This is a genomic window from Kitasatospora sp. NPDC029367 (assembly GCF_055569135.1).
In genome coordinates, this window is sequence record NZ_JBVHYH010000004.1 from 48,900 (window position 1) to 70,352 (window position 21,453).

The 21,453-nt window shown below is 71.6% G+C and carries 20 protein-coding genes and 1 tRNA gene; 11 read left to right on the forward strand and 10 right to left on the reverse strand.

Annotated features, from left to right (window positions below; genetic code table 11):
* Positions 1–87: 87 nt before the first annotated feature.
* Complete coding sequence (locus ACZ4W5_RS04215; RefSeq protein WP_360238960.1) at positions 88–543, reverse strand: type II toxin-antitoxin system PemK/MazF family toxin; 456 nt, start codon at positions 541–543, stop codon at positions 88–90.
* Positions 544–732: 189 nt separating this feature from the next.
* Between ACZ4W5_RS04215 and ACZ4W5_RS04220 the strand changes: the two genes are divergently transcribed.
* Complete coding sequence (locus ACZ4W5_RS04220; protein WP_360238957.1) at positions 733–921, forward strand: MerR family transcriptional regulator; 189 nt, start codon at positions 733–735, stop codon at positions 919–921.
* 221 nt (positions 922–1,142) lie between these two features.
* Positions 1,143–1,889: an MBL fold metallo-hydrolase gene (locus ACZ4W5_RS04225; protein WP_465652676.1), complete on the forward strand. Its 747-nt coding sequence runs from the start codon at positions 1,143–1,145 to the stop codon at positions 1,887–1,889.
* A 54-nt stretch (positions 1,890–1,943) separates the two neighbouring features.
* Here ACZ4W5_RS04225 and ACZ4W5_RS04230 read toward each other — a convergent pair whose 3' ends face one another.
* The 4 genes from ACZ4W5_RS04230 to ACZ4W5_RS04245 form a co-directional block, all read right to left on the reverse strand.
* Positions 1,944–3,230: an LLM class flavin-dependent oxidoreductase gene (locus ACZ4W5_RS04230; protein ID WP_360238951.1), complete on the reverse strand. Its 1,287-nt coding sequence runs from the start codon at positions 3,228–3,230 to the stop codon at positions 1,944–1,946.
* A complete protein-coding gene (locus tag ACZ4W5_RS04235) occupies positions 3,227–4,327 on the reverse strand; it encodes an LLM class flavin-dependent oxidoreductase (protein ID WP_465652678.1) in 1,101 nt (366 codons plus the stop codon). The genes ACZ4W5_RS04230 and ACZ4W5_RS04235 overlap by 4 nt, the downstream gene beginning before the upstream one ends.
* Before the next feature lie 438 nt (positions 4,328–4,765).
* Positions 4,766–6,025: a PTS transporter subunit EIIC gene (locus ACZ4W5_RS04240; RefSeq protein ID WP_360238945.1), complete on the reverse strand. Its 1,260-nt coding sequence runs from the start codon at positions 6,023–6,025 to the stop codon at positions 4,766–4,768.
* Between the two features lie 560 nt (positions 6,026–6,585).
* Positions 6,586–7,887, reverse strand: coding sequence for a PTS transporter subunit EIIC (locus ACZ4W5_RS04245; protein WP_360238942.1), 1,302 nt, complete (start codon positions 7,885–7,887; stop codon positions 6,586–6,588).
* A 404-nt stretch (positions 7,888–8,291) separates the two neighbouring features.
* On the opposite strand from ACZ4W5_RS04245, the gene ACZ4W5_RS04250 reads away from it, so the two are divergent.
* The 4 genes from ACZ4W5_RS04250 (at position 8,292) to rdgB (ending at position 10,577) form a co-directional block, all read left to right on the forward strand.
* Positions 8,292–8,525 (forward strand): PTS sugar transporter subunit IIB, encoded by a 234-nt coding sequence (locus tag ACZ4W5_RS04250; protein WP_037619188.1) that lies wholly within the window; start codon positions 8,292–8,294, stop codon positions 8,523–8,525.
* A gap of 134 nt (positions 8,526–8,659) precedes the next feature.
* Entirely contained in the window at positions 8,660–9,385 is a 726-nt protein-coding gene (gene rph / locus ACZ4W5_RS04255) for a ribonuclease PH (protein ID WP_402485999.1), read from the forward strand.
* A 162-nt stretch (positions 9,386–9,547) separates the two neighbouring features.
* Positions 9,548–9,940, forward strand: coding sequence for a hypothetical protein (locus ACZ4W5_RS04260; protein ID WP_350504788.1), 393 nt, complete (start codon positions 9,548–9,550; stop codon positions 9,938–9,940).
* A gap of 31 nt (positions 9,941–9,971) precedes the next feature.
* Positions 9,972–10,577, forward strand: coding sequence for an RdgB/HAM1 family non-canonical purine NTP pyrophosphatase (gene rdgB / locus ACZ4W5_RS04265; RefSeq protein WP_465652683.1), 606 nt, complete (start codon positions 9,972–9,974; stop codon positions 10,575–10,577).
* A 74-nt stretch (positions 10,578–10,651) separates the two neighbouring features.
* Here rdgB and ACZ4W5_RS04270 read toward each other — a convergent pair.
* Both ACZ4W5_RS04270 and ACZ4W5_RS04275 read right to left on the reverse strand, forming a co-directional pair.
* Positions 10,652–10,739 (reverse strand) — tRNA-Leu (locus ACZ4W5_RS04270).
* Positions 10,740–10,751: 12 nt separating this feature from the next.
* Positions 10,752–11,615, reverse strand: coding sequence for an HNH endonuclease signature motif containing protein (locus ACZ4W5_RS04275; protein ID WP_465652685.1), 864 nt, complete (start codon positions 11,613–11,615; stop codon positions 10,752–10,754).
* A gap of 326 nt (positions 11,616–11,941) precedes the next feature.
* Here ACZ4W5_RS04275 and ACZ4W5_RS04280 point away from each other — a divergent pair, with 326 nt between their 5' ends.
* Complete coding sequence (locus tag ACZ4W5_RS04280; protein ID WP_465652833.1) at positions 11,942–14,305, forward strand: chitinase C-terminal domain-containing protein; 2,364 nt, start codon at positions 11,942–11,944, stop codon at positions 14,303–14,305.
* Between the two features lie 125 nt (positions 14,306–14,430).
* Here ACZ4W5_RS04280 and bcp read toward each other — a convergent pair whose 3' ends face one another.
* Positions 14,431–14,904 carry a thioredoxin-dependent thiol peroxidase gene (bcp, locus tag ACZ4W5_RS04285; protein ID WP_402485990.1) on the reverse strand — a complete coding sequence of 158 codons (474 nt, stop codon included), beginning with the start codon at positions 14,902–14,904 and terminating at the stop codon, positions 14,431–14,433.
* A 156-nt stretch (positions 14,905–15,060) separates the two neighbouring features.
* Between bcp and ACZ4W5_RS04290 the strand changes: the two genes are divergently transcribed.
* Together ACZ4W5_RS04290 and ACZ4W5_RS04295 are read left to right on the forward strand one after the other, a co-directional pair.
* Positions 15,061–15,402, forward strand: coding sequence for a DUF3618 domain-containing protein (locus ACZ4W5_RS04290; protein WP_360238924.1), 342 nt, complete (start codon positions 15,061–15,063; stop codon positions 15,400–15,402).
* Positions 15,403–15,601: 199 nt separating this feature from the next.
* Positions 15,602–15,904, forward strand: a complete 303-nt coding sequence (locus tag ACZ4W5_RS04295) for a GroES family chaperonin (protein WP_232543252.1) — start codon at positions 15,602–15,604, stop codon at positions 15,902–15,904.
* Between the two features lie 60 nt (positions 15,905–15,964).
* Here the strand turns inward: ACZ4W5_RS04295 and ACZ4W5_RS04300 are convergent, their stop codons facing one another.
* The gene (locus tag ACZ4W5_RS04300; protein ID WP_465652688.1) at positions 15,965–16,684 is read right to left on the reverse strand and encodes an SDR family oxidoreductase; all 720 of its coding nucleotides are present in this window, start codon (positions 16,682–16,684) and stop codon (positions 15,965–15,967) included.
* A 146-nt stretch (positions 16,685–16,830) separates the two neighbouring features.
* Between ACZ4W5_RS04300 and ACZ4W5_RS04305 the strand changes: the two genes are divergently transcribed.
* Positions 16,831–17,739 (forward strand): LysR family transcriptional regulator, encoded by a 909-nt coding sequence (locus ACZ4W5_RS04305; RefSeq protein WP_465652691.1) that lies wholly within the window; start codon positions 16,831–16,833, stop codon positions 17,737–17,739.
* A 9-nt stretch (positions 17,740–17,748) separates the two neighbouring features.
* Complete coding sequence (locus tag ACZ4W5_RS04310; RefSeq protein WP_465652693.1) at positions 17,749–18,918, forward strand: winged helix DNA-binding domain-containing protein; 1,170 nt, start codon at positions 17,749–17,751, stop codon at positions 18,916–18,918.
* A gap of 62 nt (positions 18,919–18,980) precedes the next feature.
* Here the strand turns inward: ACZ4W5_RS04310 and ACZ4W5_RS04315 are convergent, their stop codons facing one another.
* Complete coding sequence (locus ACZ4W5_RS04315) at positions 18,981–21,308, reverse strand: transglycosylase domain-containing protein (RefSeq protein WP_465652695.1); 2,328 nt, start codon at positions 21,306–21,308, stop codon at positions 18,981–18,983.
* Positions 21,309–21,453 lie beyond the last annotated feature (145 nt).

Genomic DNA, 21,453 nt, shown 5'->3' on the forward strand with positions numbered 1-21,453 from the left:
GGCGAGTTCGGGCAGCCCTTGATGGAGGTCGGCTCGACGTTCGTAGCGGATGCGGAGCCGTGGAGCCAGGTATTCCGAAACGATCAGTTAGTGACCTGAGAGCGCCCGCTGGGCCCGGGACCAGACCTGGCGGTCCACGGTGCCGGCCCGGCGGCGGAAGGCCGAGAGCGGCACCTCGCGCAGCTCGTCGGTCTCCAGCCAGCTGGTCCGGCCCTGCCGGTCGCCCACCGAACCGGGCGGCAGCGGCAGCACGCCCGGGCGCTCGGCGTGGTGCTTGCTGGTGATCTTCGCGACGGTGGCGGTCCGGCCGTGCACCCGCAGCACCAGGCAGGGGCGGTCCTTGGCGCCCGGGCCGTCCTCGAACGGCACCTCGGCCCACCAGATCTCCTGCGGCTCCGGCCCGGCCCCGGTGCGCGGACGCGGCCGCGGGCGGGTCGGGGCGGTCGGGCGGGACGCCGGGCGGGTGCGCCTGACCAGCGCCGCCGCGACGGCGGCCAGCACGGCGACGCCCGCCAGCAGGAGAACGATCCAGATGCCAGTCATGCCGCGAACCGTACCGGGCCGCCGGTGAACGCCACCACCGTGGCGGCCGTGACAGTTGAGCATTTGTCCGTACGTTGCTCCCGGTTCGTCACGGATCCGCCACGACGCCCGTTCTGCGGCCTGCGTCCCGGTGCCGTCCGGAAAGGCTGCCCCACGAACGTCCGCCCCCGTCCCCCCGGAGGTGCCTTCGTGAACAGCGACGCACTGTGGTCGTACGCCGAGATCGCCCGGCACATCAACGTCCAGCCCGAGACCGTCCGCAACTACCGGCGGCACGGCCTGCTGCCCGAGCCGGACGTGATCGACGGCAGCGGACACCCCCGCTGGTACCCCGAGACCATCCGCACCTGGGCCCGCAACCGCCCCCGGCACCGCTGATTCCGCGCCGCGGCCCCCGCCCCGGCGGTCTGGGTGATTCCAGCCACAGCCCGGCACGGGGACGGGGGCAAAGTGCTGCTCCGCCCTTACCCTCGACACACCAACGCAGTGCTACCGGCCGGTCCACCGGCCCGGCCTGCCGTTTTCCATGCTGTTTTCCATGCTGTTTCCATGTCGTACGCCAACAGCAGCCAGGACCGTGTCGGGGCGGAGGGGCTCGGATGAAACTGACCGTGGTGGGGTGCTCGGGGAGCTTCCCGTCCGCCGACTCGCCGTGCTCCAGCTACCTGGTCGAGGCCGACGGCTACCGCGTGGTGCTGGACCTCGGCAACGGCGCGCTCGGCGCGCTGCAGAAGTACACCGGCCTCTACGAGGTCGACGCCGTCCTGCTCAGCCACCTGCACGCGGACCACTGCGTCGACCTGTGCGCCTACTGGGTCGCCCGCAACTACCGCGCCGAGGGCTGCCCCGACCTGCTCCCGGTGTACGGCCCGGCCGGCACCGCCGAGCGGCTCGCCCGGGCGTACGACATGCCGGAGAATCCCGGAATGAAGGAGGTGTTCGAGTTTCGCACGCTCACTCCGGGCAACTTCGAGCTCGGCCCGTTCCGGGTCTCCGTCGCGCAGGTCAACCACCCGGTGGACGCCTTCGCCTTCCGGCTGGAGCACGGCGGCCGTTCGCTGGTCTACTCCGGTGACACCGGTGAGTGCCCCGAGCTGGTCGAACTCGCCCGGGACGCCGACCTGTTCCTCTGCGAGGCCGCCTACCTGGACGGCCGCGACACCTACCAGGCCGTCCACCTCAACGGCCGGGAGGCCGGTGAGCACGCGGCGGCCGCCGGGGCGCACCGGCTCGTGCTCACCCACATCCCGCCGTGGACCGACGCCGAGCGCAACCGCCGCGACGCCGCCGCCGCGTACCCCGGCCCGGTGGAGCTGGCCCGGGCCGGCGCGGTGTACGAGATCTGACCCGTCCGGGGCCGCCCGGGCGGCCCGTGCGTCCGGGGCCACCCGGGCCGCGGCTCAGCGCCGGCCGGGCACCGGCAGGCCGAGGTGGTCGCGCAGGGTCGGGCCGGTGTAGTCGGTGCGGAACACCCCGCGTTCCTGCAGCAGCGGGACGACCCGGTCGACGAACTCGTCCAGGCCGCCCGGAGTGAGGTGGGGGACGAGGATGTAGCCGTCGGCCGCGTCGTTCTGCACGAAGTGGTCGATCTGCCCGGCGACGGTGGCGGGGGAGCCGATGAAGGACTGCCGGCCGGTCACCTCGATGACCAGTTCACGGCTGGTCAGGTTCTTCTCCGCGGCCAGCGCCCGCCAGCGTGCGGCGGTGCCCACCGGGTCCGGGATCCGGACCCGGCCCTGGACCAGCGCGCTGTCCGGGTCGGGGTCGACGCTCGGCAGCGGCCCGTCCGGGTCGTGGCCGGACAGGTCGACGCCCCAGACCTGCTCCAGGTAGTTGATCGTGGTCTGCGGCCCGACCTGGGCCCGGCGGACCTCGGCGGCGCGCTCGGCCGCGTCGGCGTCGGTGTCGCCGAGGACGAAGGTGGCCGCGGGCAGGATCTTCAATTCGTCCGGCTTGCGGCCGTAGGCGGCCAGTCGCCGTTTGACGTCGCGGTGGAAGGCCTGGCCGTCGGCGAGGGTGGAGTGGCGGCTGAAGATGACGTCGGCGGCGGACGCGGCGAACTCGCGCCCCTCGTCGGAGTCCCCGGCCTGGATGACCACCGGGTGGCCCTGCGGCGGGCGGGGCAGGGAGAGCCGGCCCTCGACCTCGAACTGCGGCCCGGAGTGCCGCACCCCGGCGGCCCCGGCGTCCCAGAACTCCCTTGCCAGTTCGACGAATTCGGCGGCCCGGGTGTAGCGGTCGGCACGGTCCAGGTAGCCGCCGCGGCGGAAGTTCTCCCCGGTGAAGGCGTCCGAGGAGGTGACCACGTTCCAGGCCGCCCGGCCGCCGGAGAGGTGGTCCAGGGAGGCGAAGCGGCGGGCGAGTTCGTACGGCTCGTTGAAGGTGGCGTTCACCGTGGCCGCCAGGCCGATCCGTTCGGTGACGGCGGCCAGGGCGTTCAGCACGGTGATCGACTCGGGGCGGCCGACCACGTCCAGGTCGTGGATGCGGCCGTTGGTCTCGCGCAGCCGCAGGCCCTCGGCGAGGAAGAAGAAGTCGAACTTCCCGCGTTCGGCGGTCTGCGCGAGGTGGCGGAAGGAGTCGAACTCGATGTGGCTGCCGGAGGCCGGGTCGCTCCACACCGTGGTGTTGTTGACGCCGGGGAAGTGGGCGGCGAGGTGGATCTGCTTGAGCGGACGGTCCGTCATCGGGTCACCTCGGCGAGGGCGGGGGAGTCGGTGGTGGGGGAGTCGGCGGTGGGGGAGTCGGCGGGGGAGTCGGCGGGGGAGTCGGTGGTGGCGCTCGCCGCGGGGGCGGCGTAGCGGCTGGCCGGGCGGGGCAGGCCGAGGTGGTCGCGCAGGGTGCGGCCGGAGTGGCCGGCGCGCAGCAGTCCGGCGGCGCGCAGGGCCGGGGCGGTCCGCTCGGCGAGCGCGGCCAGGTCGCGCGCGGGCTCGGCGGGGACGAGGTGGAAGCCGTCCACGCCGGTGCCGGTGGCACTGAGTTCGGCGAGCAGCCGCTGCTCGGCGGCCCGGTCGGGCAGGGCGGCGTCGAGCCGGGCGAGGATGCGCAGCTGTTCGCCGGAGCGCAGCCGCAGTTCGGTGGCGGCGGTCAGCCGGGCGGCCCGGTCGGGGGCGTCCAGGACGACGACGTCGGCGTACCGGATCGCGGTGGCGACCCGGGCCCGCCCGCCGGGGGAGGCGTCCGGGGTGAGGTCGGCGGCGGCCACCGGCACCACGACCACCGGGCGGCCCTGCGGCGGGCGCGGGGTGATGGAGGGGCCGCGGACCGAGAAGTGCCGGCCCTCGAAGTCGATGTAGTGCAGCTTGTCGCGATCGACGAACCGGCCGGTGGCGGTGTCGCGGATCTCCGCGTCGTCCTCCCAGCTGTCCCAGAGCCGGGCGGCGACCTCGGCGGCGTCGGCCGCCTCGGCCCACAGCTCGTCCTCGGGGGCGACCGGGCGGCGGCCGAAGGCCCTGGTCTCGGCCTCGGTGCCGGAGACGCCGACCAGCCAGCCGGCCCGGCCGGCGCTCACCCAGTCCAGGGTGTTGAGCGAGATGGAGGTGTGGAAGGGCTCGGTGTGGGTGGTGGTGACGGTGGGGACCAGGCCAATCCGCGAGGTCAGCGGGGCGATCCGGGCGAGGGTGGCGAGCGCGTCGGGGCGGCGTGGCTCGGGGGCGAAGGAGTCGTCGAGGGTGACGAAGTCCAGGCCCGCGCGCTCGGCGAGCAGGGCGAGGCCGGCGTAGTGGGCGGCGTCGAGGTGGTCGGGACTGTCGATGGCGGCGGAGAGGTGCAACTGGCGGGGCATGGCGGGCCTGGCTTTCCTCGTGCGGGGTGCGCGGAGGTGCGCGGACGCGTGCGGACGGCGGCCCGTACGGGTACGGGGGCTGCGGTCGCGCGCGGCGCGGGTGCGCGGTGGCGGCCCGTGGGCAGGCGGAGGCCCGCGACGGGCGGGGGAGGAGGACGGCCGGCGCCGGGCGGGGACTCAGCCGGGCGGCGGCGGGGCGAAGGGTCGGCTCAGCCGCGACACGCCGCCGACCACACGCGACCGAAGTCGATGTGGCTGCGGGTCACCAGCGGGCACGAGGCGTTCACCGGTTCAGTTGACCAGGGCTTCCGGCGGTTCGTCAACCGCCGTTTCCGTACGGTGGAACCTCCCCCGCGGACATCCGGACACGCCGAAGGCCCCGCCCGGCCGCCGGGGGAGCGGCGGTGGGCGGGGCCTTCGGAGCGGGCGGGACGGGCGTCAGGCCTTGGTGACGTCCTCGATCTCGCTGTCGTCCTCGCGACCGGGGGTCTTGAGGTTGAACTTGGTGATCGCGAAGCGGAACGTGAAGTAGTAGATCGCCGCGAAGACCAGGCCGATCGGGATGATCAGCAGCGGGTTCTTGGCCAGGCTGAAGTTGATCGTGTAGTCGATCAGACCGGCCGAGAAGCTGAATCCGTGGTGGATGCCGAGGCCCCAGGTGACGGCCATCGAGACGGCGGTCAGCACCGCGTGGATCGCGTACAGGACCGGGGCGATGAAGAGGAAGGTGAACTCGATCGGCTCGGTCACACCGGTGACGAAGCTGGTCAGCGCGATCGAGATCATCATGCCCATGACGGCCTTGCGGCGCTCGGGGCGGGCGCAGTGGGCGATCGCGAGGGCGGCGGCCGGCAGTGCGAACATCATGATCGGGAAGAAGCCCGCCTGGAACTGGCCGGCCGTCGGGTCGCCCGCCAGGAAGCGGTTGATGTCGCCGTGCACGACGGTGCCGTCCGGCTTGGTGAAGTCACCGGTCTGGAACCAGGCGTAGGTGTTGACGAACTGGTGCATGCCGATCGGGATCAGCGCGCGGTTGACCAGGCCGAAGATGCCCGCGCCGACCGCGCCCGCGCCCACCAGGCTGTTGTTGACGTGCGAGATCGCGTCGCCGACGGGCTGCCAGCCGAGGCCGAACAGGACGCCCAGGCCGGTGCCGACGAAGGCCATGATGATCGGGACGAGTCGGCGGCCGTTGAAGAAGCCCAGCCAGTCGACCAGCTTGGTGCGGTGGAACCGCTGCCACAGGATGGCCGCGAGCAGACCGACCACGATGCCGCCGAGGACACCCGGGTCCTGCGGCTTGCCCGCGGGGAGGGCGGCCGTGACGGTGCCGTCCGCCGGGAAGGCGGTCAGCACGTTCTTGAACACGAGGTAACCGACCAGCGCCGCCAGCGCCGTGGAACCGTCCGCCTTCTTGGCGTAGCCGATCGCGATACCGACGCAGAACAGCAGCGGCAGCGCGCCGGTGATGGCGGTACCCGCGGCGCCGAAGACCTCGACGAGCTTCGCGGGGAAGTGCCACTTCTCATGGACGTCGGGCTGGCCCAGACGCGCCAGCAGACCGGCCGCCGGCAGCACGGCGATCGGCAGCTGGAGGCTGCGACCGACCTTCTGGAGACCGGGGAGGACGGCATTGCCGAACTTCTTGATCGGCGCCGGAGCCTTGGCGGGCGCCGGTGCCTGCGCAGACTGACTCATGGGGGTGGGTTCCTAACGGCATGGCGGTCGGTCGGGGGGAAGGCACGGGGGCCGAACCGCGAACTGGTCTACACCACACGTGGTGTAGACCAGTTTTGTAGCACGGGTGGAGAAGTCGGGGAAGCCCGGATAGCAGGGTTGTCGACAAGCGCTATGAAATCGAAACCTGGATCCGGAGCGGTGATCATGATTTCAGTCGCGATTGTGATTTTGGCTATTTGCGCAACAAAAAGCGCCGAGCCCGTGCGGCGCCCGGGTCGCGGCGGGTCCGGCGGTCGCCGGCGTGGGTGCTCCCGGGCGATCCGGCCGCTCCCGGGCGTGCGCCACGGCTGCTGAGAGTGACCGGAGGGTCGCGGACGTGCCCGGCGGGGCGCCCCCGCCCGTGCTCGGCACCCGTCCCGACCGCCGTCCGGCCGGCCGGATCGCGACCGAATTACCATTTCGGTGACCCGCGGGTAGGGAATTCCGTCCTTCGGTGAAATGCCGAAGGCCCCCGGACCGGCGGGTCCGAGGGCATTTGTGGGGCGGTGCTCCGGGATCTGTTCCGTACGGTCGGGGAATCAGGCCTTGGTGACGTCCTCGACCTCGGTCTCGTCCTCGCGCCCCGGTGTTTTCAGATCGAATTTGACGATGATGAACCGGAACAGCGCGTAGTACACCGCGGCGAAGCAGAGCCCGATGACGATGATCAGCCACGGTTTGGTGGCGAGCCCCCAGTTGATCACGTAGTCGATCAGACCGGCCGAGAAGCTGAAGCCGTCGTGCACCCCCAGCCCCCAGGTGACCGCCATCGAGGCGCCGGTCAGCAGCGCGTGCACGGCGTACAGGGCCGGGGCGATGTAGGCGAAGGAGTACTCGATCGGCTCGGTGACACCGGTGACGAAGGAGGTCAGGCCGACCGAGAGCATCAGGCCGTAGATCTCCTTGCGGCGGTGCGGCTTGGCCGAGTGCGCGATCGCGAGCGCCGCGGCGGGCAGCGCGAACATCATGATCGGGAAGAATCCGGACTGGAACTGCCCCGCCGTCGGGTCGCCCGCGAGGAAACGCGGGATGTCGCCGTGCACGATGCTGCCGTCGGCCTTCGTGAACTCGCCGAACTGGAACCAGACGAAGGTGTTCAGCAGCTGGTGCATACCGATCAGCAGCAGCGCGCGGTTGAACAGGCCGAAGATGCCCGCGCCGCCCGCCCCGAGATCGGCGAGGTTCTGCGAGAAGTCGTTCAGGCCGCGGCCGATCGGCGGCCAGACCCACAGGGCGATGCAGGCGGTGGCCAGGCCCACCACGGCGGTGATCATCGGGACGAGGCGGCGGCCGTTGAAGAAGCCCAGCCAGTCGACCAGTCTGACGCGGTGGAACCGGACCCACAGCCAGGCCGACATCAGGCCGATCAGGATGCCGCCCAGCACCCCCGGGTTCTGGTACGCCGCGGCCGCGGCCTTGGCCGAGCTGTAGTCCACGCACTGGGCGGTCCACGCGTCGGGGATCTGGACAGTACCGGCCTTGCAGTGCTCCGGGAACGCGTGCAGCACCTTGTAGTAGACGAGGAAGCCGACCACGGCCGCGAGCGCCGTCGAACCGTCCGCCTTCTTCGCCATGCCGATCGCCACGCCGATGCAGAACAGCAGCGGCAGGCCGAGCGAGGAGTCGAGCAGTGCGCCGCCGGCCGCCGCGAAGACCTTGGCGACGTTGTTCCAGCCCAGGCCGTCCTTGCCGAACACGTCCGGCTGGCCGAGCCGGTTGAGGATGCCTGCCGCGGGCAGCACCGCGACCGGGAGCTGGAGGGAGCGGCCCATCTTCTGGAGGCCGCCGTAGAAGGTGTGCCACCACAGGTTCTGCGGGGCCGTGGCGCCTGCCGAACTCATCCTTCGCCCTCCGAGCGCAGTTGCCGACTGGTGGGCCCCTGCGGGACCCTCGGGCGGGGGTCAGGAACACCCGGGGTCCTTCCTGCGTTCATCGGAGTACACATATATTGGTGTAGACCACTTTGGGACGCAGGCCGGACGCCGGGACGCGAGCCCCGCTGATCGTCATCCTCGGGTGGCGGCCCGGAGCCTGCGCGCCGGAATGGGCCAAAAGTGGACTAACGTGGCAGACCGGACCTGCTCGGGTCATGCTGGTCGCGCTGCCCGGCAGCGCGACCCCAGCTGAACCCGCGTCAGCCACCGGCACGGACCTCGCCACCCGACGGCCGAGGACCGAACCCCAGCACAGCGCAGGACGGCACCCGGCAGAGCCGCCGAAGAGCCGAGACAGAGGGAGAAACCACATGGCCAGCAAGGCTGAGAAGATCGTCGCCGGTCTGGGCGGCATCGACAACATCGAAGAGGTCGAAGGCTGCATCACCCGCCTGCGCACCGAGGTCAGGGACGCCTCCCTCGTCGACGAGGCCGCCCTCAAGGCGGCCGGCGCCCACGGCGTCGTCAAGATGGGCACCGCGATCCAGGTCGTCATCGGCACCGACGCCGACCCGATCGCCGCCGACATCGAGGACATGATGTGAGCTGAGCCACCCAGGCTCGCCGCCCAGGCTTTACCAGCCAGGCTCCACCACCCACGGCCCGCCGACCCGCCCACGCGGACGGCGGGCCGAGGCGCATCCGGAACCGGCGTTCGCAACAGCTACGCTCAGTGGCTATGTCACGTATCGACGGCCGCACCCCCGACCAGCTCCGCCCCATCACCATCGAACGGGGCTGGAGCAAGCACGCCGAAGGCTCCGTCCTCGTCTCCTACGGCGACACCAAGGTGCTGTGCACCGCCAGCGTCACCGAAGGCGTCCCGCGCTGGCGCAAGGGCAGCGGCGAAGGCTGGGTCACCGCCGAATACTCCATGCTCCCGCGCGCCACCAACACCCGCGGCGACCGCGAATCCGTCAAGGGCCGCATCGGCGGCCGCACCCACGAGATCAGCCGACTCATCGGCCGCTCGCTGCGCGCCGTCATCGACCACCGCGCCCTCGCCGAGAACACCATCGTCCTCGACTGCGACGTCCTCCAGGCCGACGGCGGCACCCGCACCGCCGCCATCACCGGCGCCTACGTCGCCCTCGTCGACGCCGTCTCCTGGGCCCGCGACCGCAAGCTCCTGCGCGCCAAGGGCCAGCCCATCACCGGCGGCGTCAGCGCCGTCAGCGTCGGCATCATCGACGGCGTCCCCATGCTCGACCTCCAGTACGAGGAGGACGTCCGCGCCGAGACCGACATGAACATCGTCTGCACCTCCGACGGCCGCTTCGTCGAGGTCCAGGGCACCGCCGAAGGCGCCCCCTTCGACCGTGCCCTGCTCGACCAGCTGCTCGACCTCGGCACCCTCGGCTGCGCCGAACTCGACCAGATCCAGCGCAAGGCACTCGAAGGCTGAACCTCCCCCCCCGGAGTGAACCGACCCCCGGAGTGAACCGGGCCCGGCCCGCTGTACACGCGCGGCCCGCAGCCCGTACGGTTCCCGCAGCACCCCGCTGCGGGAACCGCGCCCCGTCCGCGCGCGTCCTCCCCCACGGAACCCGCGCCCCAGGAGGACCGGATGGCCTCGTCGAGCATCGCCCGCCCCGCCGCCCTCGCCGTGGCCGCACTGATCGCGATCCTCCCGCTCAGCATGGTGAGTTGCTCCGCCGCCCAGAAGGCCATCGACTGCGGCAACACCGCCGTCAAGGTCACCGGCGACCTCGCCGACCTCACCAAGGCCTACGACAACTCCAGCAACGACTCGGCCGCCGCCGGCAAGGCGCTCCAGAAGCTCAAGGGCGACCTCGACCAGATCGGCAAGAACTCGAAGAACACCGACGTCGCCAAGGCCGTCACCGACCTCCAGAAGCAGGCCGACAAGGTCCAGCAGGCCGTCGACAAGAAGCAGGCCCCCGACCTCAAACCGCTCGGCGACGCGGCCGGCAACCTCACCTCGGTCTGCACCGGCTGACCGTCCGCCGGATCTCGATAGGGTGGGCGATATGTCCACCCGCCTGATCCTCGCCACCCGCAACCAGCACAAGGTCGCCGAGCTGCGCGCCATCCTCACCGACGCCGGCCTGGACGTCGAACTCGTCGGCGCCGACGCCTACCCCGAGATCCCGGACGTCCCCGAGACCGGCGTCACCTTCGCCGAGAACGCCCTCCTCAAGGCCCACGCCCTCGCCCGCGCCACCGGACTGCCCGCCGTCGCCGACGACTCCGGCCTCTGCGTCGACGTCCTCAACGGCGCCCCCGGCATCTTCTCCGCCCGCTGGGCCGGCAAGCACGGCGACGACCTCGCCAACCTCAATCTGCTGCTCGCCCAGCTCTCCGACATCGCCGAACCCCACCGCGGCGCCCACTTCTTCTGCGCCGCCGCCCTCGCCCTCCCCGACGGCACCGAACGCGTCGTCGAGGGCCGCCTCCTCGGCACCCTGCGCACCGCCCCGGCGGGCGACGGCGGCTTCGGCTACGACCCGATCCTCCAGCCCCTCGGCGAGACCCGCACCTGCGCGGAGCTCACGGCGGACGAGAAGAACGCCATCAGCCACCGCGGCAAGGCCTTCCGCGGCCTGGTCCCGGTGGTCAAGGACCTCCTCGGCTGACGGGAAGTCTGAAACGACGAAGGCCCGCCCCGAGATCACTCTCGGGGCGGGCCTTTGAATCTTAGGTGTAAGGCTGGTGCGGCCTGAGGGATTCGAACCCTCACGGGGTTTCCCCCACCGGATCCTAAGTCCGGCGCGTCTCGCCAGCTCCGCCAAGGCCGCCTGGCCTCTAGTCTAGGGCCTCGCTTCCGATGGGAACACCGCGATTTCCCGTGGCGCCTTGCGCTTGTTCTTGTTTCGCCCGCAATAGGTGTCGGTGACGGCGTGGCAGTTCGGGCAGAGCAGTCGGAGGTTGTCCGGCCGGTTGTCCGACCAGTCGCCGTTGATGTGGTCGACCTCCAGGGTCATCGGCCGTCCGCGCCACTCGGAGCCGGTTCCGCAGTCCTCGCACAGCTCGGGTCGGCCGAGCTCGGCCAGCGCGCTGCGGATCCGCGAGCCAGGGAGTCGTTTGGCTTCCGGGGGGCGCTGAATGAGGAGCTGTTCGGCCGGAATCCTGGTGGGGAGCCTCCTGCCACGGGCGTGCGCCTGCCCGGTGAAGTGTGAGGTGTCGATTCCGAGCTCCTTGATGCGGCGCCCGATGTGGGCCTGCGTGCCGCCTGCCTGGCGCTTGCGGAGGTATCGCACCACCCCGGCCACGCTGTGCGATACGGAGACGGCCTCCTGGAGCAGCTCCCGGGTGTAGACGGTTCCGGCCGAGCGAAAGTGCGAGGTGTCAATCCCGTACTCGGTGAGCTTGCGGCGCAGGTACTTGCGCCGGTCGCGGTTCGGCTCACGGCCGAGCGCGATCAGCATTTCGTCGAGCGTGCTCGCGGCGGCTGCGGCCTCAGTCAGGGTGTCCTTCGAGTACTGCCGTTGCCGGTAGGCGCGACAGCCCTGGTCGAAGTGCGAGGTGTCGATGTCGTGGTGCCGGAGTCGCTTGGTCAGGTGGCTGTGGGCGCCGCGAGTGATCGGCACGCCGAGCTTGCGCATCATCTCGTTGACGCTGGTGGACTCGGCCGCGAGCTCGGCGAGCAGTTCGCGGGTGTACTTGACCGGCATGGCGGTCCCCCTTGGGCAGTTGTCGTGCCCCTTCCCCGGTATGCGAACGACCGGGGGGTGGTTTGGTTACGGGTCATCGGGGGTTTGCCGAGTGATGACCAATTGGTACAGACCTATTGACCTATGTGGTTCAGACCACATAGCTTCGGCGCCAATTGAATCCCCCACGTGCGTGCTCCCCCACAGGTACGCGCCGACACTCTCTCCTGGAGGACCGAGTGTTGATCCGTAGTACGGCGGAGCGGCGTCCCACCGCTGCGATCCGCCGCAAGAGTGCCCGGGCGGGCGTGGCGTCGTTGGCGGCGGTGTCGCTGGCGGGGCTGTTGATGGCGACGCTGGGTGCGGCGCCCTCGCAGGCGTCGGCGGCCGTCGACAACGCGGCCTGTCGCCCGGACGGGCTGTACCAGACGCCCGGGGTGGACGTCCCGTACTGCTCGGTCTACGACTCCAGCGGGCGCGAGAAGATGGGCGCGGACCACCAGCGCCGCATCATCGGGTACTTCACCGGCTGGCGCACCGGCAAGAACGGCGACCAGCCCTACCTGGTGAGCGACATCCCCTGGGACAAGGTCACCCACCTCAACTACGCCTTCGGGCACGTCGGCGGCGACAACAAGCTGTCGGTCGGCACGGACGGGCCGACCAACGAGGCCACCGGGATCTCCTTCCCGGGCGTGCCGGGTGCGGAACTGGACCCGACGCTGCCGTACAAGGGCCACTTCAATCTGCTGACGAAGTTCAAGAAGCAGTACCCGAACGTCAAGACCCTGATCTCGGTGGGCGGTTGGACCGAGACCGGCGGCTACTTCGGGGACGACGGCAAGCGGGTCGGCTCCGGCGGCTTCTACTCGATGACGGTCAACCCGGACGGCAGCGTCAACCAGGCCGGCATCGACACCTTCGCCGCCTCCTCCGTCGACTTCATCCGCAAGTACGGCTTCAACGGCGTCGACATCGACTACGAGTACCCGACCTCGATGAAGGACGCCGGCAACCCGCTGGACTGGCAGCTCGCCAACGCCAAGCGCGGTTCGCTGGCCAAGGGCTACGCGGCGCTGATGAAGACCCTGCGGGAGAACCTGGACCGGGCGGGCGCCGCCGACGGCAGGCACTACCTGCTGTCGGTCGCGGCTCCGTCCTCCGGGTACCTGCTGCGCGGCATGGAGACCTTCCAGGTCGCCCAGTACCTGGACTACGTCAACATCATGTCGTACGACCTGCACGGCGCCTGGAACAAGTACGTCGGCCCGAACGCCTCGCTCTACGACGACGGCAAGGACGGCGAGTTGGCCGCCGCCAACGTGTACGGCACCGGCCAGTACGGCGGCATCGGCTACCTGAACGCCGACTGGTCGTACCACTACTTCCGCGGTGCGCTGCCGGCCGGCCGGATCAACGTCGGCCTGCCGTACTACACCCGCGGCTTCAAGAACGTCCAGGGCGGCACCAACGGCCTCTGGGGCACCGCTTCCGCGACCAGCTGCCCAGCAGGGTCCGGACTGACCTCCTGCGGTGACGGCGCGGTCGGGATCGACAACATCTGGAACGACAAGGACGACGCGGGCAAGGAGTCCCCGGCCGGGTCGAACCCGATGTGGCACGCGAAGAACCTGGAGAAGGGCGTCCTGCCCGACTACCTGGCCAAGTACGGGGTGACCGACACCGCCCTCCAGGGCAGCTACACCCGCAACTACAGCTCCTCGCTGGTGGCGCCGTGGCTGTGGAACGACACCAAGAAGGTGTTCCTGTCCACCGAGGACGAGCAGTCGGTGGGCGCCAAGGCGGACTACATCGTCAACCAGGGCGCCGGCGGCGCGATGATCTGGGAGCTCGCGGGCGACTACCGCTGGGACGCCACCGCCAACGGCGGCAAGGGCGAGTACGTGCCCGGTTCGACGTTGACCTCGCTGATGTACGACAAGTTCAAGGCGGCGAGCCCGTACGGTGCGGTCCGCTCGACGGTGGCGCTGCCGCAGCAGACCCTGCCGGTCGACGTGTCGTTCACCAACTTCGCGCTGGGCGACTCCAACTACCCGATCAACCCGAAGCTGCACATCGTCAACAACTCGACGCTGACCCTGCCGGGCGGCACCGAGTTCCAGTTCGACTACAGCAACTCGGCGCCGGGCAACGCCAAGGACCAGTCCGGCTTCGGGCTCCAGGTGATCCGGCAGGACAACCCGGGCCCGGGCAACGTCGGCGGGTTGAAGGGCACCTACAACCGGGTGTCGGTCAAGCTGCCGGGCTGGCAGTCGCTGGCGCCGGGCGCCTCGGTCGACATCGACTTCGTCTACTACCTGCCGGTGTCCACGCCGTCGAACTGGACGGTCAACGTGGGCGGCACGCTGTACGGCCTCAAGGGCGACCTGACCCGGGGCGCGGTGGACGGCGGCACGCCGACTCCGACTCCGACGCCTACCCCGACTCCGACCGGGACGCCGACGGGCACGCCGACCGCGACCCCGACCGCGACCCCGACGGGCACGCCCACCGGTACGCCGACCCCGACCGCGACCCCGACCTCCGGCGCCTGCACGGCCGCCCCGGGCTGGGACGCGGGCGCCACCTACGCGACGCCGACCAAGGTGTCCTGGAAGGGGCACTACTACCAGAACAAGTGGTGGACCAAGGGCGACGACCCCTCCGCCAGTGGCGCCTGGGGCGTCTGGAACGACCTCGGGGCCTGCTGAGCCCGACGGCTGACAGCTGACGGCTGACGGCAGTCACCCGAGGTGAGGAACGGCGGTGGCGGCACACCCGGTCGGGGGGTGGGCCGCCACCGCTTCGTTCAGTTCGTTCAGTTCGTTCCGGAGGCTCAGGCCTCGACCTTGAGGTCCCGCAGCAGCTTGGCGACGTGCCCGGTGGCCTTGACGTTGTAGAGGGCGCGCTCGACCTTGCCCTGCTCGTCCACGATGATCGTGGAGCGGATCACGCCCTGGTAGGTGCGGCCGTAGTTCTGCTTCTCGCCGTAGGCGGCGTAGGCCTCCAGCACCTGGTGGTCCGGGTCGGAGAGCAGGGTGACCTTGAGGTCCTCCTTCTCGCGGAACTTGCCGAGCTTCTCCGGCTGGTCCGGGGAGATGCCGATGACGTCGTAGCCGGCGCCCTCGAAGACCGCCAGGTTGTCGGTGAAGTCGCAGGCCTGCTTGGTGCAGCCGGGGGTGAGGGCGGACGGGTAGAAGTAGACGATGACCTTGCGGCCCAGGTGGTCGGCGAGCGAGACCTGGTTGCCGTCGGCGTCGGACAGGCTGAATGCGGGCGCGGTGTCGCCGGGCTGGAGACGCTCAGTCACGGTCGTACTCTCCTGGGGGCTGGGACGGACGGTCGTACCACGGCAAACTTACCTCCGTTGGTGGGTGGGGCCGCGCGCCCGTGCGTGGCAGCTGACAAACTGGGTTGGTCGCAGAGGACGACAGGACTACATCGGCAAGTGAATGGGGTGGCCCGAGTGGGCGACGCGAGCACGCAGGACAAGCCGGCGCGTACGGCTGCGCAGATCGAGGCGGACATCGAGCGCACCCGTGACCGGCTGGCGTCGAACCTGGACGAGCTGGCCGTGCGGATCCACCCGAGCACCATCTCCGCGCAGGTCAAGGCGAAGGCGATGGCCACCGTCGAGGAGAAGACGGCCCGGGCGTACGTGGCCGCGAGCGGCCTGGTGGAGAAGGTCAAGGCGCAGTTCCTGGACGAGAAGGGGCAGCCGCGCAAGGAGCGGATCGTCCCGGTCGCACTGGTCGGCCTCGGCCTGGTGGTGCTGCTGTCCTCCTCGCGCAAGCGCCGCGAGGACTGATCGGCGGATCGAGCGGGACCTCCGGAGGGCCGGGCCGCCGTCGGGCGGCCCGGCCCTTCCGCATGCCGGGCCAGCGTCACGCGCCGCGCCCGGGGGCGGTACCTTCGGGACCGTGAGTACGAACGACGAACCGACCCATTCCGATCACGAGCACGACGCGGTGCGGCACGACCGGCTGGGCGAGAAGCTGCCGATCCGGATGCTGCACGACCGCGTTCTGGTGCGCATCGAGGGCAGCGAGGGCGAGCGCCGCTCGACCGGCGGCATCCTGATCCCGGCGACGGCGGAGCTCTCGAAGCGCTGCACCTGGGCGGAGGCCGTGGCGGTGGGGCAGAGCGTGCGCTCGGTGGAGCCCGGTGACCGCGTGCTGTACGACCCGGAGGACAAGCTGGAGGTGGAGGTCCGCGGCGCCACCTACGTGCTGCTGCGCGAGCGGGACCTGCATGCGGTGGCGGCGAGCCGCTTCGGTGACACGGAGGGTTCGACCGGGCTGTACCTGTGACCGACCCATACCTGTGACCGGGCTGGGCCTGTGACCGGCCCGGGCCCGTGACCGGGCGTCCTACGCGAGCAGCCCGCCGCCGTCGACGGTGAGGACGGTGCCGGTGGCGAAGCGCTGTTCCATCAGGTACGCGTAGGCCTCGGCGGTGTCCTCGGGGTCGCCGATCCGGCCGAGCGGCAGGGCGGCGGCGGTCTGCGCGTACAGCTGCTCGCGGTCGGCCTCGGGGAGGCCGGACCAGAGCGGGGTGCGGATCATCCCGGCCCGGACGGCGTTGACCCGGATCGGGGCGAGTTCCACGGCCAGCGCCCGGACGAGGGCTTCGACCGCGCCGCAGACGCTCGCGGCGACGCTCCAGCCCGGTACCGGGCGCTGGCCGGCGGTGCCGGAGGTGAGGGTGATCGAGCCGCCGGGGCGCAGCTGCGGGGTGGCGGCGCGGACGGCGTCGAGGGCGCCGAAGTAGCGCAGGGTGAAGAGGGCGCGGGCGGCGTCGAGGTCCATGGTGTCGACGGTCATCAGGGCGAGCGGGTCGCCGGCGGTGTAGACCAGGTGGTCGAGCGGGCCGAGGCGGTCGAAGAGGGCGCTGACCTGGTGGTTGTCGGTGAGGTCGGCGGTTTCGGCGGTGGTGCCGGCGGGCAGGGTGGCGAGGGCGCGTCGGGCGTTGTCCGGTCGGCTGGAGACGACGGTGACGCGGGCGCCGCGTTCGGCGGCGAGGGCGGCGGTGGCGAGGCCGATGCCGGAGGTGCCGCCGAGGACGACGACGTGCTGTTCCTTGAGGGGCATGGTGGCGCCTTTCGTGGTGTGGCCGGGGGGTTGTGTCGATCGTGCTCCGGGTGGGGTGGTGGCGTCCAAGACCTGTTCGGTCGGCTGTCATACCCTCGGGGTATCAGCGGTGAGCGGGTCCCAGGTGAGCGGGGGTGGCGGTGGCGGTGGACGTCGATCTGCGGAAGCTGCGGTACTTCGTGGCGGTGGCGCGGGAGTTGCACTTCGGTCGGGCGGCGGTGGAGTTGCACATCGCGCAGCCCGTGCTGTCGCGGCAGATCCGGGCGCTGGAGGCGGAGTTCGGTGCGCAGTTGTTCCGACGTGACCGGCGTTCGACCGAACTGACGGACGCGGGGCGGCAGTTGTTGGAGGACGCGCCGCCGTTGCTGGCGGCGGCGGAGGCCTTGCGCCGTCGGGTGGGCCGGTCGGGGGAGGGGCCGGCGCGGTTCGTGGTGGGGTTCATGCCGGGGGTGGCGGTGACGGCGGCGGTGCGGGGGCTGCGCGAGCGGCATCCGGGGCTGGCGGTGGAGGTGGTGCGGACCTCCTGGGCCGATCAGGCGCGGATGGTGCTGGACGGCCGGGTGGACGTCTCCTGTGTCCGGTTGCCGGTGGACCGGCAGGGTCTGGTGCTGCGTCCGCTGTTCGCCGAGCCGCGGGTGGCGGTGTTGCCGGCCGGGCACCGGCTGGCGGGTGAGGCGTCGGTCGTGATGGCCGAGTTGGGTGGTGAGCTGCTGCTACAGGATCCGGACTTCGTGCCGGAGTGGCGGGATCTGCCGGGGGTGTCCGGGCGGCGGCCGGAGCGGTCGCGGCCGCGGGTGGACACGGTGGAGGAGAAGCTGGAGTACGTGGCGGCAGGGGAGGGGATGGTGGTGCTGCCGTTGTCGATGGCGGCCTTCTATACCCGCGCGGACGTCGTGCATGTGCCGGTGTCGGACCTCGCGCCGCACCGGGTGTGCCTGGCCTGGGCGGCGGGGCGGACGTCGCCGCTGCTGGCGGAGTTCGCGGAGTTGGCCGAGTTGGCCGGGTCGGCCGGGTCCGCGGCGGAGCACCTCGGTTCTGTCGGTGGTAGCCGCTAGGGTCCGGGCATGAGCGTCCCGGTGATCGATGAGGTGGAGCGGCGGGCCCGGTTGGGGCGGCGTCAGTTGTTGGCGCCCTCGGTGCGGGCGGCGCGGGTGGAGGACGTGGCGGATGCGGTGGTCGGGCTGCACGCCACGGACGCGGCGACGGTGTACCTGTCCGCGTGCGCGCGGCTGGCGGAGCCCTCGGCGGCGGAGGTGGACCGGGCGCTGTACGAGGACGTCTCGCTGGTGAAGCTGCTGTCGATGCGGCGGACGATCTTCGCGGTGACGGAGGACCTGGCCCCGTACGTGAGTTCGGGGGCGGCGCGGGCGATCGCGGCGAAGGAGCGGGCGACGCTGCTCAAGCACCTGCGCGACCACGCCGAGGGCTGGGACGAGGCCCGGCTGGCGGAGGCGGAGCGTGCGGTGCTGGCCGCGCTGGCCGTGCGCGGTGAGGCGACGACCAAGGAACTCGGCGAAGACGTACCGCAGTTGCGGGAGACGATGCTGATGTCGGCGGGCAAGGCGTACGCGGCGAAGCAGAGCGTGGGCAGCCGGCTGCTGCGGCTGCTGGCCTCGGACGGGCACGTGCGCCGGTGCCGTCCGCGCGGGTCCTGGTTGAGCAGCAGTTATCCGTGGGCGCTGGTGCCGCAGTGGCCGGACGTGCCGGTGCGGGAGGCGAAGGCGGAGGTGGTGCGGCGCTGGCTGGCGGCGTACGGGCCGGGCACGGTCGAGGACGTGAAGTGGTGGACGGGCTGGACGCTGGGGGACGTCCGGCGGGCGCTGGCGGACGTGGACGCGCGGGCGGTGGCGCTGGCGGGCGGCGCGGCGGCCGTGGTGCTGCCGGGGGACGAGGGACCGGTGGCGGCCCCGGAGCCGTGGGCGGCGCTGTTGCCGGCGCTGGACCCGGCGGTGATGGGTTGGCGCGGGCGGGACTGGTACCTGCGGCCGGAGGACGTGCCGGCGCTGTTCGACCGGGCGGGGAACGCGGGGCCGACGGTGTGGTGGTGCGGCGAGGTGGTCGGCGGCTGGGCGCAGCGGGCGGACGGTGAGCTGGTGTGGCGGCTGTTCCGGGACGTGGGGGCGGAGGCGGAGCGGGCGGTCGCGGCGGAGGCGGGGCGGTTGGCGGGGTGGCTGGGGGAGGTGCGGGTGACGCCGCGCTTCCGTACGCCGCTGGAGCGGGAGTTGGTGGCGTAGCAGGTGTTGGTGGCGTAGCGGGGGGCGGGCCCCGGCGTGGGTCTCCGCGCCGGGGCCCAGGCTCACTGGGCCGCGGGGGTGGCCGTCCCGGTGGGCCCGGTGGTGGCGGTGGGCGGGTTGCTGGGGCGGGCGGGCCGGGTCGGGGTGGGCCGGGTGCTGGGGGTGGGCTGTTCCTGGCTGGGGGTGGGCCGGGGGTTCTGCGGGCTGGGGGCGTCGGGGCCGGGCTGTTCGGTGGCGGCGGGGGCGCTGGGGGCGCCGGGGGCGTGGCCGGGCGCGGTGGGTGCGGGGGCACCGGTGGTGGCGGCGGGGGCGCTGGGGGCGCCGGTGGGGGAGGTGCTGGTGCTGGGGGTGCCGGTGGGGGTCCAGGTGTCGGGGCCCTGGTCGCCGCGGCCGGTCTGGAGGTCGAACTGCTGGGTGGGGGTGCCGTTCAGGGCGGCGGTCATGTAGTCGGTCCAGATCCGGGTGGGGAAGGCGCCGCCGTTGACCCGGCTGAGGCCTGCGGTGCCGGCCAGTGGCTCCTTGGCGTGGGTCTTCGGGTTCTCGCGGAACAGGCCGACGGTGGTGGTGAGTTCGGGGGTGTAGCCGGCGAACCAGGCGGAGAGGTTGGCGTCGGTGGTGCCGGTCTTGCCGGCGGCGGGGCGGCCCAGGTCGAGGGCGGCGGCGCCGGTGCCGCGGGGGCTGACGACGTCGCGCAGGACGTCGGTGACGGAGTCGGCGACGGTGCGGCCGACGGCGTCGGTGGCCTTGTGGTCGGGCATCTTGGGGACGTCGATCGCGCCGCCGGGGTTGACCCGTTCGAGTTTCTGGACGGACCAGGGGGTGTGTGCCTGGCCGTGGTTGGCGAGGGTGGCGTAGGCGCCGGCCAGGTCGAGGGCGCTGGGGGTGGCGGTGCCGAGGGTCATCGAGGTGTTGGCCGGGTCCATGCCGCGGACGCTGTCGGGGATGCCGAGTTTGACGGCGGTCTCGCGGACGCGGCCGAGTCCGGCGTCGACGCCTTCCTGGGCGTAGACGGAGTTGACGGACTTGACCATGGCGTAGCGCAGGGTGATGTTGCCGTAGTCGACGTCGTCCTCGTTGGGCGGGGCGTACGGGGTGGGGCCGCCGGTGACGGGGCGTTCGCTGGTGCCGTCGTAGCGGGTCTCGGTGGTGATCGGGCGGCCGTCGACGGTGTGCTGGGCGATCAGGCCGGCGGCGAGGTCGACCGGTTTGAAGGTGGAGCCGATCTGGTTGTCCTGGCGCAGGGCGTCGTTGAAGGGCTGCTTGGCGTAGTCGGGGCCGCCGTAGACGGCGACGACCCGGCCGGTGGCGGGTTCGACGGAGGCGCCGGCGACCCGGACGTCGGTGTCGGTGGTGGGGCGGGCCTTGGGGTCGAGTTCGCTGGTGAGTTCGGACTGGACGGCCTTGACGAAGGCGTCCTGCCGGGGCTTGTCGAAGGTGGTGGTGATCCGCCAGCCGCCGGCCTTGAGGGTGGCGGCGTCGATGGTGCCGGAGGAGATGAGGTAGTCGTCGGCGACGCCGACCAGGTAGCCGGCCTGGCCGGCGAGTCCGGTGGCGGGCTGGGGGTCGATGGGTTCGGGGAAGGTGGTGGCGGTGCGGTCGGTGCTGGTGAGGAAGCCGAGTTGGACCATGCCGTCGAGGGCGTAGTTCCAGCGGGCGAGGGCCTTCTCGCGGTTGGCGGGGGTGGCGGTCCTGACGTCGTAGAGGCTGGGGGCCTGGAGCAGGGAGGCGAGGTAGGCGCCCTGGCCGAGGGTGAGTTGGGAGACGTCGACGCCGTAGTAGGCGTGGGCGGCGCTCTGGATGCCGTAGGCGCCGCGGCCGAAGTAGCTGCTGTTGAGGTAGCCGGCGAGGATCTCGTTCTTGCTGCGCTGCTGGTCGACCTTGAGGGCGATGAAGAGTTCGCGGCCCTTGCGTTCGAAGGTCTGGTCCTGGGTCAGGTAGTAGTTCTTGACGTACTGCTGGGTGATGGTGGAGCCGCCCTGCATGCCCTTGCCGAGCAGGGTGTTCCAGCCGGCCCGGGCCATGCCTTTCAGGTCGATGCCGCGGTTCTGGTAGAAGGTGCGGTCCTCGGCGGAGACGACGGCCTGCTGGGTCTGCAGGGGGATCTGCTCGATGGTGACGTCGGTGCGGTTGACGGCTCCGGTGCGGGCGATCTCGGTGGTGCCGTCGGCGTAGAGGTAGATGTTGTTCTGGGCGGTGGCGTGGGCGTTGGGGTCGGGTACCGGGACGATGACGTAGAGCACGGCGAAGGCGCCGACGGCGAGCAGTAGCAGTGCGGTGAGGGCGCCGAGGGTGATCCGCCAGGTGGGCAGGAGCCGGCGCCAGAGGGGGAGGGCGCGGCGGGCTTCGCGGCGGGCGGCCCGTTTGGCCTGGCGGCGGGTGCTCAACGTCATGGCGGGATTATCTGCTATTTGACGTGGGTTCAGCGGCGGCGGGGGCCTGAACTGCGTGGTTGCGCGTGCCGGTCCGTGCGCCCCGGGGTGCGCCGGAAATCCGGGTGCGGGTCGTGGGGGCCGGCGGTACGGTGAAAGGTGCAAA